The 13,164-nt window shown below is 59.7% G+C and carries 15 protein-coding genes; 8 read left to right on the top strand and 7 right to left on the bottom strand.

The window, feature by feature from the left end; genetic code table 11:
- Nucleotides 1–86 precede the first annotated feature (86 nt).
- The 3 genes from WF513_RS03905 to WF513_RS03895 all read right to left on the bottom strand — a co-directional run bounded on the left by WF513_RS03905 (nt 87) and on the right by WF513_RS03895 (nt 2,523).
- Nucleotides 87–944: a DUF6671 family protein gene (locus WF513_RS03905; RefSeq protein ID WP_339081639.1), complete on the bottom strand. Its 858-nt coding sequence runs from the start codon at nt 942–944 to the stop codon at nt 87–89.
- A 102-nt stretch (nt 945–1,046) separates the two neighbouring features.
- Entirely contained in the window at nt 1,047–1,991 is a 945-nt protein-coding gene (locus WF513_RS03900; protein ID WP_339081638.1) for an L-threonylcarbamoyladenylate synthase, read from the bottom strand.
- Between the two features lie 190 nt (nt 1,992–2,181).
- Entirely contained in the window at nt 2,182–2,523 is a 342-nt protein-coding gene (locus WF513_RS03895; protein WP_339081636.1) for an FKBP-type peptidyl-prolyl cis-trans isomerase, read from the bottom strand.
- Nucleotides 2,524–2,775: 252 nt separating this feature from the next.
- On the opposite strand from WF513_RS03895, the gene WF513_RS03890 reads away from it, so the two are divergent.
- Nucleotides 2,776–3,792, top strand: coding sequence for a DUF4917 family protein (locus tag WF513_RS03890; RefSeq protein ID WP_339081634.1), 1,017 nt, complete (start codon nt 2,776–2,778; stop codon nt 3,790–3,792).
- A 5-nt stretch (nt 3,793–3,797) separates the two neighbouring features.
- On the opposite strand, the gene WF513_RS03885 is transcribed toward WF513_RS03890, so the two are convergent.
- The 3 genes from WF513_RS03885 to WF513_RS03875 all read right to left on the bottom strand — a co-directional run bounded on the left by WF513_RS03885 (nt 3,798) and on the right by WF513_RS03875 (nt 5,369).
- On the bottom strand, nt 3,798–4,100 hold the full coding sequence (locus WF513_RS03885; protein WP_339081632.1) for a ribbon-helix-helix domain-containing protein: 303 nt from the start codon (nt 4,098–4,100) through the stop codon (nt 3,798–3,800).
- 121 nt (nt 4,101–4,221) lie between these two features.
- The gene (locus WF513_RS03880; RefSeq protein WP_339081630.1) at nt 4,222–4,803 is read right to left on the bottom strand and encodes a DJ-1/PfpI family protein; all 582 of its coding nucleotides are present in this window, start codon (nt 4,801–4,803) and stop codon (nt 4,222–4,224) included.
- A 152-nt stretch (nt 4,804–4,955) separates the two neighbouring features.
- On the bottom strand, nt 4,956–5,369 hold the full coding sequence (locus tag WF513_RS03875; protein WP_339081628.1) for a hypothetical protein: 414 nt from the start codon (nt 5,367–5,369) through the stop codon (nt 4,956–4,958).
- A 195-nt stretch (nt 5,370–5,564) separates the two neighbouring features.
- On the opposite strand from WF513_RS03875, the gene WF513_RS03870 reads away from it, so the two are divergent.
- The 7 genes from WF513_RS03870 (at nt 5,565) to WF513_RS03840 (ending at nt 12,238) form a co-directional block, all read left to right on the top strand.
- Nucleotides 5,565–6,254 (top strand): thermostable hemolysin, encoded by a 690-nt coding sequence (locus WF513_RS03870; protein WP_339081626.1) that lies wholly within the window; start codon nt 5,565–5,567, stop codon nt 6,252–6,254.
- Entirely contained in the window at nt 6,238–7,722 is a 1,485-nt protein-coding gene (locus tag WF513_RS03865; RefSeq protein ID WP_339081624.1) for an AMP-binding protein, read from the top strand. The genes WF513_RS03870 and WF513_RS03865 overlap by 17 nt, the downstream gene beginning before the upstream one ends.
- Complete coding sequence (locus tag WF513_RS03860; RefSeq protein WP_339081622.1) at nt 7,722–8,375, top strand: iron-containing redox enzyme family protein; 654 nt, start codon at nt 7,722–7,724, stop codon at nt 8,373–8,375. Before WF513_RS03865 ends, WF513_RS03860 begins: the two co-directional genes overlap by 1 nt.
- A gap of 8 nt (nt 8,376–8,383) precedes the next feature.
- The gene (locus tag WF513_RS03855; RefSeq protein ID WP_339081620.1) at nt 8,384–9,175 is read left to right on the top strand and encodes an SDR family oxidoreductase; all 792 of its coding nucleotides are present in this window, start codon (nt 8,384–8,386) and stop codon (nt 9,173–9,175) included.
- Nucleotides 9,176–9,184: 9 nt separating this feature from the next.
- Entirely contained in the window at nt 9,185–9,835 is a 651-nt protein-coding gene (locus WF513_RS03850) for a hypothetical protein (protein ID WP_339081618.1), read from the top strand.
- 280 nt (nt 9,836–10,115) lie between these two features.
- Nucleotides 10,116–10,775: a response regulator transcription factor gene (locus WF513_RS03845; RefSeq protein ID WP_339081616.1), complete on the top strand. Its 660-nt coding sequence runs from the start codon at nt 10,116–10,118 to the stop codon at nt 10,773–10,775.
- Nucleotides 10,775–12,238, top strand: a complete 1,464-nt coding sequence (locus WF513_RS03840; RefSeq protein ID WP_339081614.1) for an ATP-binding protein — start codon at nt 10,775–10,777, stop codon at nt 12,236–12,238. Before WF513_RS03845 ends, WF513_RS03840 begins: the two co-directional genes overlap by 1 nt.
- Here the strand turns inward: WF513_RS03840 and WF513_RS03835 are convergent.
- The gene (locus WF513_RS03835; protein WP_339083402.1) at nt 12,235–13,011 is read right to left on the bottom strand and encodes an FCD domain-containing protein; all 777 of its coding nucleotides are present in this window, start codon (nt 13,009–13,011) and stop codon (nt 12,235–12,237) included. The genes WF513_RS03840 and WF513_RS03835 overlap by 4 nt on opposite strands.
- Nucleotides 13,012–13,164 lie beyond the last annotated feature (153 nt).

The raw sequence follows: 13,164 nt of genomic DNA, 5'->3' as shown, positions 1-13,164 counted from the left end.
GCCGCATGGGTGCGGCCTTGTTTTAGCACTGGTGTTAATTCTAGGTTGGCTCACGCTGAGCGGCGGGTTGCTGTGCATGCAGGCGGTTATGGGTTGCAATAGCCACAGTGCGCCGCCGGGGCGTTGCCGGCGACGGGGCGGCGCTCACTGTAAACGCAGGCTGGGCATTGCCAGATATGCACAGCGGCCAGCGGCGTGCTGCTTTCGCAGTCCACGCAGAGCAGCCCCGGCTCGCTGCGGGCAAACGCAAACCCCAGCGCCTGACACTGCGGGCAATGGCTAGACAAACGCTGTGCGAGCACCACTGCAGCTTCACGGATGACCGCCTGACGCAGCGGGTTGAAGTGGGCGCGCATGTCGGTTTCCAGCCAAATTCGCAGCTCTTGGGGCAGCAGCGCCTGCAGTTGCTCGATTAACGCATCGCGCTCACGGATACCCTTGCGAAACCACGGCTCGCCGGGATGGCCAAGGATCAGTGCATGCTCAGGGAACTGCGCTTTATCCATAAAAAGGACCGCTGCCTGCATACTGTCGACCTCACCTTGGGCATAGTTGGTCGCCCCAGAGCTTGCCAGTGCGAACACCGCATACTGGCGCTCGGTATCCCACAGGCAGAGCAACTCGTAATCCCAGGGCATCCAGCCAATGTGCGGGTCGCGGCCAAAACTGCCCTCGCTGCCCAAGCCATAGCGGCTGCTGGCTAAATCTGCGGCGAGCTTAGCCTTGGCCAGCACCGTGTCCTCAGCGCTGCCCGTCCGGCCCACCTCTCGGCTAAAGGTCCCAAAGTGGTCGGTGTTGTAGGTCGTAAGTGGCTCCACGACAAAGCCCAATGCAGCCAGCGGTTCACTGACCAAGCGGGTTTTGTCATGGCAGGTAAGAAAGGCCACACGGCCGTCTGGCAATGGCATACGTTGAACATCGCGGTCGGCACTCTCAGTGGTCATCAGGCAGGCTCCCTGAGCGGGCTATGGGGTTGAATCGGGTCAGTCTTTTCTACAGTCAAAATATGCGGGCAGGCAGTGCCCCGGTTGCCGCAATAACCCAGCTCAGGTGAGGGAATGGCAGGCGCGCATCAGGCGGTCATGAACAGCCGCCCACGCTTCCTGGTGCGGTGGCACTTGGATATAAATGCGCAGTAACCCTTGGGCATCAAGCTGGTAAAGCGCCGCATAAAACCCTGCCGCGTACTGCTCGGGGTCCGCACCTAAATTGATCGAAGGGCCTTGGCTGGGGTGAGCGCTGCCGCACCAAATCCAGCCATGCGCCTGGCTATTTAAAGCGCCAGCGGGCGCCTGCACAAAAGCCTGCGCGGGGGTGGTGGGCGCATAGTGGCGTTGATGTTGGCCGGGGGCGCGTACATTGCCAGCACTCTCTTCAAGCGCTTCGCCAAGGGCCTCCTGCAAACGCAGTCGACCGAGCATGCCGCGACGTAATAAGCGCGGGCTGTCACCCGGCAAGAGGCTAACAATGCTCGACTCCAAGCCCACCTGGCAGGGGCCACCATCGAGAATGGTCAGCTCACTGTCGGCAAATTGTTTGGCCACATGCTCAGCGCTGGTAGGGCTGATTGACATGTAACGGTTGGCTGAAGGCGCTACCAACCCGCCAGCAAACGCGCGCAATAACGCCAGCGCCATTGGATGCGCGGGTACGCGCAGGGCCACACTGTTTTGCCCGGCGGTGACGCACCGCAGCACGTCATCACGAGCCGGTAGCACCAACGTCAAAGGGCCCGGCCAAAAGGCGGCGATTAAACGCTGAGCCTGCGGGGTAATATCAGCGGCCCACTGGCTCGCTTGATCGGCAGCATGCAGATGAACAATCAGCGGGTTGCTGCTGGGCCGTCCTTTTAGCGCGAAGACTTGGCGCACCGCGCTTTCCTGCCGCGCATCAGCCGCAAGGCCGTATACCGTCTCGGTGGGCATGGCGACTAAATGGCCATCGCGCAACTGCGCAGCGCAAAGCCCGATATCGTGGGTAATCAATGGCATGGTAGGGAATATGGCCGTCGTGTTGACAGTTGCATGGGCAACGGTACGTGGATGATCTACCGAGGCGTAGGCTTAGGTAAATACTTTACGGGCAGTTATGCACTCATTGAGCGCATCGGCGCATCGGCTTTGCTGGCAATGCCAACGTAGCTTGAACCTTTTGCGCGGTTGCCGCTGCTCAAAACAGCCATCATTCATCGCGGGTCAGCACTTCCAGCAGCTCGACTTCAAAAACCAGATTGGAGTTAGGTTTGATGTGCGCGCCAAACTCTCGCTCACCGTAGCCTAGGTGCGCAGGCACAAACAATTTGCGCTTACCGCCGACCTTCATGCCCAGCATGCCGATATCCCAGCCCTTGATCACTCGGCCGCTGCCGATCACACACTGGAAGGCTTTGCCGCGGTCATAGGATGAGTCGAACTTGCTGCCATCTTCTAAGTAGCCATTGTATTGGGTGGTGATCAGCGCACCTTTGACCACTTCTTTACCGTCGCCCAGTTGAATATCTTCAATCACTAATTCGTTGTTCATGGTTCTCTCTTGTCCACCGAAGGCCGGCCTGCAACGGCGCTGCAGGGCTATTGTTACCAGACCGCTGCCGTGCAGGCTCAGTCACTTATGCCCATCACCATAATAGCCAAACGCTTAAACTGGCAAAACACTCAGGTCTTGTGTCCCAGTGGCGCGACCTAGAGTGTGCCGGGTTGCCCGCGCAGCAGTCAGAGCCGCCCGTGCTAAAGTCGCGCCCTGCACACCCCTGGCCCAAGGCGACGAATAGCGATTATGCAAATCCCGGCATTTACTGGCGAATTGGAAGACTGGACCGCTGTAAACAGAAGCATCGGCTGCACCGAGCTGCTGATCGGTAATGGCGCAAGCCTCGCGGTATGGCGCAAGTTTGCTTACTTCTCGCTGTTTGAAGAGGCACAAACCACCCAGAACCGTCCGCTCAGCCCCACCGAGCTGAGCGTGTTCCGGGCGCTGGACACCAGCAACTTTGAGCAGGTGCTCAGTGCGCTGAAGAACAGCATTCGGGTTAATGCTGCGCTGACCATCAACTCCTCCTCGCCGCGCCATCGCTACTTCGCGGTTAAAGAAGCGCTGATCCACGCCATACGCTCGGTGCATATTCCTTGGAGCCAGATGCAGGCATCCAGCCTGACACGCATCAACAGCGCACTCAGCCAGTTTAAAACGGTGTATTCCAGCAATTATGACCTGCTCAATTACTGGGCGGTGATGCAGACGCCGCAGGCCTTTGAAGCACTGTTCCGCGGCCCAGATTCAACCTTTGACTTGGGCAACAATGCGCGCCAAGGCACCGCCACACGCATGCTCTACCTGCATGGCGGCATGCACCTGGTGAAAAATACCGATGGCAGTACGCGCATGCTCAATTCATCGGAAAGCACCCTGCTGGCCAGTTTCGCCATCAACCAGTTGGGCGATATCCCGCTGTTCGTCAACGAAGGCAGCAGCGCCGACAAACTCAAGGCCATTCGCAGCTCGGATTACCTGAGTTTTTGCTACAGCCAGTTGGCGCAGCCCAAAGAAGCCCTGTGCGTCTTCGGCCACAACTTGGCGGCGCAAGACCAACACCTCGTGCAGGCATTACAGCAGGCCGGGTTGAAGACCCTGGCCATCTCGATCTACCCGCACAACCCCTTGTTTATCCAGCAACAGAAACAGCACTACGCCGGCTTATTCGCAGGCCAAGACGTGCAATTGCGCTTCTTCGATGCCCTCAGCCACCCGCTGGGTGATCCCGCGTTACGCATCGCCATCACCGCGCCGCACTAAACGCCTTACTGGCTGATAGAACGCACCAAGGCTAATTCGGCTGGCGCACGGCGCTGACTGAGGTAGCGAGTGCAGCTGACGCGCAGGAACGAGGCGAAATTCACCACTTCGCCGCGATAGTCCATCACCTCGTCGTACAGTTTGCTGATCAGCTGATTGGTGGTCATGCCATCGACTTCGGCGATCTCGCGCAGGATGTCCCAGAACTGGTTTTCCAGACGCAGGGTGGTGACCACGCCACGAATGCGCAGTGAACGGGCGCGGGACTCGTAGAGAATCGGGTCGGCTTTAACGTAAAGCTCACACATGGCGGCTCCTCAATGGTTGGGCCTGCCAGCAGCCCCGATGATAGGCGTAGCCCGGATGCAATCCGGGGGGGCTCATATATACAAGCATCCCGGATTGCATCCGGGCTACGTTAACAGACGTTTATAGCGTGATCTGCGTACCGAGCAGGCCAAGAAACGCCGCCAGCCAGTTCGGGTGCGCCGGCCAGGCCGGCGCGGTGACCAGGTTACCTTGGACGTGGGCCTGATCTACGGCGATGTCGATGTACTGTCCACCGGCCATTGTCACGTCCGGGCCACAAGCTGGATAGGCACTGCATTCGCGCCCTTTTAAAATACCGGCCGCTACGAGCAACTGAGCGCCGTGGCAAACCGCTGCAATCGGCTTACCGGCCTTATCGAATGCCTGCACCAGCGCCACAACCTGAGGATTTAAGCGCAAGTACTCCGGGGCACGGCCACCCGGAACTACCAACGCGTCATAGTCACCCGCTTTAACCTGAGCGAAATCAAAATTCAGCACGAAGTTATGCCCCGGCTTTTCGCTGTAGGTTTGCTCGCCTTCAAAATCGTGGATGGCCGTGCGCACGCTCTGCCCAGCGGTCTTGTCCGGGCACACCGCATGCACCTGGTGACCGACCATCAGCAGCGCTTGAAACGGCACCATCACTTCATAGTCTTCGACGTAATCGCCGACCAGCATCAGAATTTTTTTCGCAGCCATGTGCGTGCTCCCTGTAACAGTTGAGGAGCACAGAGTGTTATCCCGATTGGGCAATTGCGGGTAATAACCCGGTACTACAAGGCAGATGGCAGATGGACGGCCATTTAAGAAGGGCGCTGGGCTTGATAAGAACGCCCAGCGTTGTGACGTTGCTACTCCAGCACTTCTTCATCACGCAGCAGCACAAAGGTGCAGCCGCTATCGTCTTCTAAGTAGTCATGCACGTAGAACATCACCACCTCACCTTCACCGGGCTGGGCGGCTACATAGTCACCAATATCAACGGTGAAATGGCTCTTGGAACCGGGTTTGGCTTCAGATTCGATGCGCGCGTTGACGAACAGCTCAGGCGCGCTGTCGCCAAAATAATCTTCACGCTCTGCTGCATCCCAATCAGTCGGCGCTTCAAATGGGCCGCAGAACAGCACCTTGGCATCACCCAGATCGACTTCTTCAGCCTCCGGGTCCTGATCATCGGCGCGATAGACCGTGCATTCCTGCGCTTCCGGGTTTTCCAGAATGGCCAGACGGGCCGCCAGTTGTTGCTCAGTATTCTTAGAAGTCATCACTATCTCCGAGCGTTTTGGCGTTTTAAGGTCAGGGCAAATCAAGCTTGCTTCAGCAGGCTATGGGCTGTTGCGGCTGCAGCGCAAGCAATGAAATGCCTGCGAAGGCCAATGCGACAAAATTTTTGTGACTTAATTTAGCGTTAAGACTGCAGGCAGAGACTCACACCCACGTTCTCAGATGAGGTTCCGTTTATGGAGCTGCCTTGGGTGTATCAAAATACTGCACTTGCACAGATCGGCCGTGAGCAACCACTCAGTCTCTACCTGGCCAACAGCGCAAGCCCACGCCGGGCAGGCATTGAAGCCTTTATCGGCGAGCGCTTCGCGGCCCAGCATCAGGCCCATATCCGCCACTTCATGCCCTGCCTGCTGAGCTTGGAAGACAGCAGCGGACAACTGCTCGGCGCGGTGGGTTTACGCGGCGCCGGTAACGGCCCGTTGTTTCTCGAGCGCTACCTGCAGCAGCCGGCGGAACAGGTGATTGCCGCCCAGCGTGTGACGAATGCACCGCAGCGGACACAACTGATAGAGGTTGGCAACCTCGCTGCTGGCAGCCCGGGCGCAGCGCGGCTACTGATCGTTGCACTAACCGACCTGCTGGTGGCGTTGGGTTACCGCTGGGTGACCTTCACCGGCACCCTCGCGCTGCTCAACAGTTTCCAGCGCTTGGGGCTAACACCATTAGCCCTGGGCGCAGCCAGCGCCAATTGTATGGGCGATGAGCAGGCCGACTGGGGCACCTATTACGACAACCAGCCCCAGGTGATGGCCGGTGACATCTATGCCGGGCACCAGCGCCTGTTGCAGCTGGGCGCCTACCCACGCCTGGCCCACCAAGCCTTTTATGCTTTGGAGGACATGCCTGATGTGGCCTGCCGCTAAAGCGTTTTTCGAGCACCTGGCCGCTCTCGGTGACGCCATCGCCTTACGTGAAGGCAGCCGAAGCCTGAGTTATGCCCAGTTATTGGCCGAGGTCGACGTCCGCAGCCAACACCTGCAACAACTCGGCGCCCGACGCATAGCGCTGGCGCTGGATAACGGTATTGACTGGGTACTCTGGGACTTGGCAACCCTGCATGCCGGGCTGGTCTGCGTGCCCGTACCGGGGTTCTTTTCCAGCAGCCAGCAGGTGCATGTGCTCGACAGTGCCGGCATCGACTGCCTGATCGGCCCGGAAAATACGCTGTACAGCGCGCTGGGTTTCAGTGCGAGTGCAGCAGCGAGCGCAGCCGTTGTGCTGCAACGGCCGCGCGCTGTGATCAGCGAATTACCCGTCGGCACTTGCAAGATCACGTACACCTCTGGCACCACCGGTCAGCCCAAAGGCGTGTGCCTAGATGTGGCGACCCAACTGGCCGTGGCCCACAGCCTGGTGCAGGCCAGCGCCAGCTGTCAGGTTGAGCGCCACCTGTGCGTACTGCCGCTGGCCACGCTGCTGGAAAATATCGCCGGCATTTACGCCCCCCTGCTGGCCGGCGCGCAGATCGAGTTGATGCCCATGACGCAAGTCGGCCTGCTGGGTGCCAGCCAATTTGACCTGCCGCGCTTTCTGACGGCGCTGGCCCAGGCGCAACCCAACAGCCTGATCCTGCTGCCGCAACTGCTATTGGCGCTGGTCAGCGCCGCCGAACGCGGCCTGCCTGTCCCGGACTCGCTGCGCTTTATTGCGGTCGGTGGCGGCCGTGTGTCCAGCCAGCTGCTGCAACGTGCCGACGCCCTGGGCCTGCCGATCTTCGAGGGCTATGGCCTGTCGGAGTGTGCGTCGGTGGTGTGCCTGAACACCCCTGAGCAGCGCCGTATCGGCACCGTTGGCCAACCCTTGCCACACTTGCAGGTTCGTCTCGGTGCCGACCAGGAAGTGCAAGTCAAAGGCCCGCGTCTGCTGGGTTATCTGGGTGAACCTGTAAGCGATGAAGAATGGCTAGGCACCGGTGACCTCGGTCATTTCGAGGGGCCTTTTCTGGTGCTGCACGGGCGCAAGAAACACCAGTTCATTACCGCCTTCGGCCGCAACGTCAACCCAGAGTGGGTCGAGGCCGAGCTGGTGCAACAACTGCCCATTGCCCAAGCCTGGCTGCACGGCGAAGCCCTGCCCGGCAACGTCGCCGTACTGGTGCCGCGCTTCGAGACGACCAGCGACAGCCAGCTGGCTGAAGCCGTGGCTACCGCCAACCAATCACTGCCTGACTACGCCCGCGTGCACCACTGGCTGCGCGCCGAGCACCCTTTCAGCAGCCGCAACGAGCTGGCCACCAGCAATGGTCGCCTGCGCCGCAACGCTTTATTCGCCCACTACCAGAACGCCATCGAACAGTTGATGGCCGACCAAACCTGCTATGGAGATGCTTGATGAGCTTCTATGAATCCTTGCTCGAACAAACCAGCGCTGAACGCAATTACCTGCTCGGCGCGCCGATCATTGCCCAGGCCATGGCCGGCACCGTCAGCCTGAACAGCTACATCGCTTTTCTCACCGAGGCCTACCACCACGTCAAACACACCGTGCCTTTGCTGATGACCTGCGGCGGTCGCCTGCCGGAAAGGCTGGAATGGCTGCGCGAGGCCATTGCCGAATACATCGACGAAGAAAAAGGCCACCAGGAATGGGTCCTCAATGACATCGCCGCTTGCGGTGCGGACAAGGAAGCCGTGCGCAATGGCCTGCCGCATATGTCGACCGAATTGATGGTCAGTTACGTCTATGACCGCATCGCCCGGCACAACCCGGTGAGCTTCTTCGGCATGGTCAACGTACTGGAAGGCACCAGCATCGCCCTGGCCACCCAAGTGGCGGGGGTAATTCAGGACAAACTGCAATTACCGAACAAAGCCTTCAGCTACCTCAGCTCCCACGGCAGCCTCGACTTGGAGCACATCGAGTTCTTTAAAAAGCTGATGAATCAGCTGGACAACGATGACGATAAAGCTGCCGTGGTCCACACCGCCAAAGTGGTTTACCGCCTCTATGGCGACGTATTCCGCAGCTTGCCGTTAAGCGCCTAGGAACTTCGATGAAACTCAATGAATGCCGTGCCGTAATTACCGGCGCCAGCGGCGGGATCGGCCAGGCGCTAGTCGCAGCCTTGCTGGAAGAAGGCGCGCAACTGCTACTAGTCGGCCGCCAAACCGACGCCTTACAGATGCTGGCCAATGCGCACACAAGCAAGGTCCAAGTGGTACAGGCCGATATCCGCGAGCGCAGCGGCCGTGAAGTCGTGGTTGCTGCCGCGCAGCGCTTCGGCGGCATCAACACGCTGATCAACGCCGCCGGGGTCAATCACTTCGGCTTGCTCGAGCAGCATGATGAAACGGCCATCGCTGATCTGATCGGCCTCAACGTCACCGCCACGCTGCAACTGACCCACCGCCTGCTGCCCATGCTGCGCCAGCAGGGCCGTGCGCTGGTGGTTAATCTCGGCTCGACATTTGGCTCCATCGGTTACCCCGGCTTTAGCGCGTATTGCGCCAGCAAGTTCGCCCTGCGCGGCTTCTCCGAAGCGCTACGCCGTGAGCTGGCGGACACTCAGGTGAAGGTTCTCTACTTCGCCCCGCGCGCGACGCAAACCAGCATGAACGCCGCCAACGTGGTGGCCATGAATGATGAGCTGAAGGTCGCCATGGACGAACCACACAGCGTGGCCCTGCAACTGCTGGCCGCCATCCGCCGCGAGGAAGAAGAACGCTACCTCGGCTGGCCGGAAAAACTCTTCGTACGCCTCAATAGCTTGCTGCCGCGAGTGGTCGACCAGGCCCTGCGCAAGCAACTACCGATTATTCAGCGTTTTGCCCGCAGCAAACCCTAAGGAGCCTGTATGAACCCTATCCGTAACGCCGCCTGCGCCCTGCTCTGCTTCGCCAGCCTGCCCGCCTTCGCGTTAAGCGAACAAGGCCAGACGCAACTGCAAAGCCTGCAAGACCGCTGGGCCGAGATCAATTATCAGGTGCCTAAAGAGCAGCGCGAAAAAGCCTTTGCCAGCCTCAGCGAACACGCGCAAAAAGCCGTCATCGCCGAACCGAACGCCGCTGAGTTGCATATCTGGAACGGCATCATCCTCAGCACCTACGCAGGTGCCAAGGGCGGCCTGGGCGCACTCGGCTTGGTCAAGGAGGCCAAAGCCAGCCTAGAGCAAGGCCTGGCACTGGACCCGAAAGCACTGTCCGGTTCGGCCTACACCAGCCTCGGCAGCCTGTACTACCAAGTGCCCGGCTGGCCGGTGGGTTTTGGTGATGATGAAAAAGCCGAAGCCATGCTCAAGCAGGCTTTGGCCATCAACCCGGACGGCATCGACCCCAACTACTTCTATGCCGACTATCTGGCCCGCGCCAAGCGCTATGCCGAAGCCAAAGCGGCCTTGGAAAAAGCCCTGCAAGCCCCCGCACGGCCTGATCGTCTGTCCGCCGACGCGGGGCGCAAACAGGATATTCAAGCGCTGCTGAGCAAGGTCAACGCCGAACTGGAGTAAGCTCCCACATACGAGCTTGAATAGAAAAATCGGGGATGTCTGCAGGCGCAGGCGGCTGTTGTAGGGTGGGTTAGTGGCGCACAGGCGGAGTGTCAAAGCAGCTGCGCAATGTGTGCCACGTAACCCACCACGCGATAATCGGCCAACCTCTTATAAACCTGGTGGGTTACGGCGCAACTGACGACTCATGAGTCGATAAATCGTGACCGCGCGCGCAACCCACCCTATGAATGCCTGCCCCTTAGCCATAACCCTACTTATAAAAATCAGGAACACCTTCATGCGTATTCTGCTGGTCGAAGATGACAAAGCCCTTGGCGAAGGGATTCGCACCGCCCTTAAGCCCGAGGGGTATACCGTCGACTGGGTGCAGGATGGCAGCAGTGCACTGCATGCGCTGACCAGCGAGAGTTTCGAGCTGGCCATCCTCGACCTTGGCCTACCACGCATGGACGGATTGCAAGTGCTCAAGCACCTGCGCGCCGCCGCCAACCCGGTGCCGGTACTGGTACTGACCGCCCGCGACTCCACCAGCGACCGCATCGCCGGGCTGGATGCCGGCGCTGATGATTACCTGGTCAAACCCTTCGATGTCGCCGAACTCAAGGCCCGCATGCGCGCCCTGCTGCGGCGCAGCTTCAACCGCCCACAACCGGCGCTGGAATACCGCGGCATCAGCCTAGACCCGGTCAGCCAGTCAGTCAGCTACCTGGGGCAGGCCATCAACCTGCCACGCAAAGAATTCCTTCTACTGCACGAACTGCTCGCCCAACCCGGCCGGGTGATGACCCGCGACAAACTGCAGCAAGCACTCTACGGCTGGGATGAAGAGCTGGAGAGCAATGCCTTAGAGGTGCACGTGCATCACCTGCGCAAGAAGTTCTTTCCTGAGCTGATCCGCACCGTACGCGGGGTTGGCTATTTGGTGGATAAAGCCTGATGCGCTCAATCCGCACACGTACCTTACTCCTTGTGCTGGGTCTGCTCAGCCTGTCGATGACCCTGATTTCTTACAAAAGCTACCGGGATGCCCAGCATGAAATCGAAGAACTGTTCGATGCGCAGTTGGCGCAGACGGCGCGACTGTTGGCGGGTTTGGTTGGCAGTAACCTGTCGCTAAGCGAGCGCACGACCCTGCAAGGCGCATTGAACCAAGCCCTGCAAAATCGTCAAAAAAGCGACGATGAAGCACTGCGTGCAGGTCATGCCTATGAAGGCAAACTGGCGTTTCAGGTGCTTGATGAACAAGGCGATATGCTCCTGCAGTCGGCGAGTGCACCGACCGGAGCATTGGCCAAGATGATTGCAGATTTTCATCAGAGCAATACCGGTGCGCACCTGCACATCGACGCAGAACCGCTGTCGAGCTTGGCCGCGTATTTAGTCGGTTATCACACCGTGACGCTGGGCGAGTATCACTGGCGCTTGTTTATGCTGCATGACCGCGCGGACCAACACTTAATCCTGATCGCTGAGCGCGAGGATGTGCGCGGCGAACTGGCGACAAAAATCGCCCTGCGCAGCCTGCTGCCTGATCTGATCGGCCTGCCACTGTTGGCCTTACTGGTGTGGCTGGCGATTGGTTGGGGGCTACGACCCTTGCAGCGTATGGCCGAACTGATTAAATCGCGTGCGCCCGATAACCTCGCGCCGCTGATCCTGGAGCCCTTGCCCACCGAGCTGGAGCCGATGGGCGCGGCGCTCAACCGTTTGCTGATGCAGGTTAATCAGCTGCTGAGTCAGGAAAAGCGCTTTATTGCTGACGCCGCCCACGAGCTGCGCACGCCGCTGGCGGTGCTGCGTATCCATGCGCAAAACGCCCTAGACGCCCCCGACCCGCAGGACCGCAACGAGGCGCTGCACCAACTGGGCGGTGGCGTCGAACGCGCCACCCGGGTGGTCGCGCAACTGCTCACAATGGCGCGTTTAGACCCGAATGTGGTGCAGTTGGCGATGCACGAAATTGACCTGCTCGGCTATGTGCGCAACGAGCTGGCCGAGCTCACGCCGCTGGCACTGGATAGGCTGCAAGAGCTCAACCTAGAGGCGCTTGAGCCGGCGGATTATCAGCTGCTCGCCGATGGCCCAAGCCTGGGCACCCTGCTGCAAAATCTGGTCAGCAATGCCGTGCAGTACACCCCAAATGGCGGACACATTCAGGTGCAACTAGAAGCGCAGGCAGACGCCATCATCCTACGCGTGCAGGACAGCGGCCCCGGAGTGGCCGAGGCGCAGCGGGAAAAACTCTTCGAACGCTTTTACCGGCTTGGTACAGGCCAGGGTGCTGGCCTGGGCCTGTCCATCGTGCGCCGGGTGGTAGAACTGCACCGCGGCAGCATCAGCCTAGGCGAATCACCCTTGGGCGGCCTAGAGGTTGCCGTACGGCTGCCGAGAAACCGCTAAGGTTTTACCCCTGTACCCCGGCGCAAGGCGCGCTGTTCGCGGCGCGCCTGTTGCTGCACGTCAGCCAGCACTTCTTGCACGTAGTCGATATGCCGGTTGGAGAGCGCGCGAGCCTCTTCGGCGCGGCCTTCAATAATCGCCTGGTATAACCCACGGTGCTGCTCGATCAGCATGTCGCGGGTTTCATCACGCTGGGCATACATGCCGCCGATATTGGTCAGCACATTGCGTTTAAGCAGATCAAACAGCCCGCGAATGGTGTGCAGCAGCACGGCGTTGTGGCTGGCTTCGGCAATCGCTAAGTGGAAGTTGGCATCAGCGGCACCCTCTTCGGCGCGGGTCACTTTGCCACTGCGGCTGTAACAATCTTGCAGCACAGCGAACGCATCGCTTAGGCGCTGACGGTCCAATTCGGTGGCGCGCTGGGCGGCGTAAAAGGCGCAGGAGCCTTCTAAGGTGTGGCGAAACTCCAGCAGGTCACGCTGGGCTTCGGGGTTGCTTTCCAGCAGATGCAGCAGCGGGTCGCTGAAGGTCGAACCCAAGTTTTCAGCCACATAATTACCCCCGCCATGACGGCTCACCAGCAAACCCTTGGCGGCAAGTTTTTGCAGCGCTTCGCGCAGCGATGGCCGCGACACACCAAATTGCTCAGCCAGCACGCGCTCGGCTGGCAAGCGCTCGCCAATCTTCAGCGTGCCTTCGAGAATCATGGTTTCCAGTTGGCTGACAATATCGTCCGACAAACGGCGCTGACGCACCGAGCCCACTTCCATCGCGCGTACTCCATTGGTTTGACCACTTAGCATGGGCCTTACAGCCCGCTGCCGGCAAGCCTACCGTCGGCTATAAGCGCCTGCAACGTCGGCCATTACGACCAAAGTCGTAAGGCCGCTAATTGACAGGCTTGCGCTTGCACTTCTACCCTG

The sequence above is a fragment of the Pseudomonas sp. TMP9 genome (assembly GCF_037943105.1).
GTDB lineage: Bacteria > Pseudomonadota > Gammaproteobacteria > Pseudomonadales > Pseudomonadaceae > Aquipseudomonas.
Note: the sequence above shows the minus strand (reverse complement) of the source record. Positions and strands in the feature narration are given on the sequence as shown.